At 45.4% G+C, this 867-nt stretch carries 5 tRNA genes; all 5 read left to right on the forward strand.

Annotation, left to right across the window (positions count from 1 at the left end):
• Window positions 1-88 precede the first annotated feature (88 nt).
• The 5 genes from AB4167_RS21980 (at window position 89) to AB4167_RS22000 (ending at window position 678) form a co-directional block, all read left to right on the forward strand.
• Window positions 89-164, forward strand: a tRNA-Glu gene (locus AB4167_RS21980).
• A gap of 20 nt (window positions 165-184) precedes the next feature.
• Window positions 185-260, forward strand: a tRNA-Lys gene (locus AB4167_RS21985).
• Between the two features lie 25 nt (window positions 261-285).
• Window positions 286-361: transfer RNA gene (locus AB4167_RS21990), tRNA-Val, on the forward strand.
• Between the two features lie 25 nt (window positions 362-386).
• Window positions 387-462 (forward strand) — tRNA-Ala (locus AB4167_RS21995).
• Between the two features lie 140 nt (window positions 463-602).
• Window positions 603-678 (forward strand) — tRNA-Val (locus AB4167_RS22000).
• Window positions 679-867 lie beyond the last annotated feature (189 nt).

Below are 867 nucleotides of genomic sequence, written 5' to 3' on the forward strand. Positions count from 1 at the left end.
TTGATTAGGTTTAGAAAAGTAAAGAGATGAAGAACTCCCAAGTTCTTCGAAGTTTGTTTCTACTTTTAAAGTAGAGATGAATTGCAGTGTCCCGTTCGTCTAGAGGCCTAGGACACCGCCCTTTCACGGCGGTAACAGGGGTTCGACTCCCCTACGGGATACCACTTCCTTCAAGAAGTAAAAAGGGTCGTTAGCTCAGTTGGTAGAGCAGTTGACTTTTAATCAATTGGTCGCAGGTTCGAATCCTGCACGACCCACCATTTCCTCCCAAGGAAATAAAATTTGGGGCGATTAGCTCAGTTGGGAGAGCACCTGCCTTACAAGCAGGGGGTCACTGGTTCGAGCCCGGTATCGCCCACCATTTCCTCCCAAGGAAATAAAAATATGGGGCTATAGCTCAGCTGGGAGAGCGCCTGCCTTGCACGCAGGAGGTCTGCGGTTCGATCCCGCATAGCTCCACCATTCTTTCTCCATGAAGGAATCAAAACTATCATGGGCGATTAGCTCAGTTGGGAGAGCACCTGCCTTGCACGCAGGAGGTCTGCGGTTCGATCCCGCATAGCTCCACCATTCTTTCTCCATGAAGGAATTAAAACTATCATGGGCGATTAGCTCAGTTGGGAGAGCACCTGCCTTACAAGCAGGGGGTCACTGGTTCGAGCCCGGTATCGCCCACCATCTTTAAGCACACTTTTCTTAGTAATAGAAAACTGAGTGTATTTAAAAATGGTTTTGAAAGTTTAATGCTTTAAAAACTCTTGCTCTTTAACAATTTGGAAAGCTGACTGATTACTTAATTGGTTTTCACTTTAAAAAGTGAAATCAAACAGCTCAAGGCTGTGATTAAGTTAATCAAATTTAAAAGTT

The sequence above is a fragment of the Vibrio sp. 10N.286.49.E11 genome (assembly GCF_041469505.1).
Classification (GTDB): Bacteria; Pseudomonadota; Gammaproteobacteria; order Enterobacterales; family Vibrionaceae; genus Vibrio; species Vibrio crassostreae_C.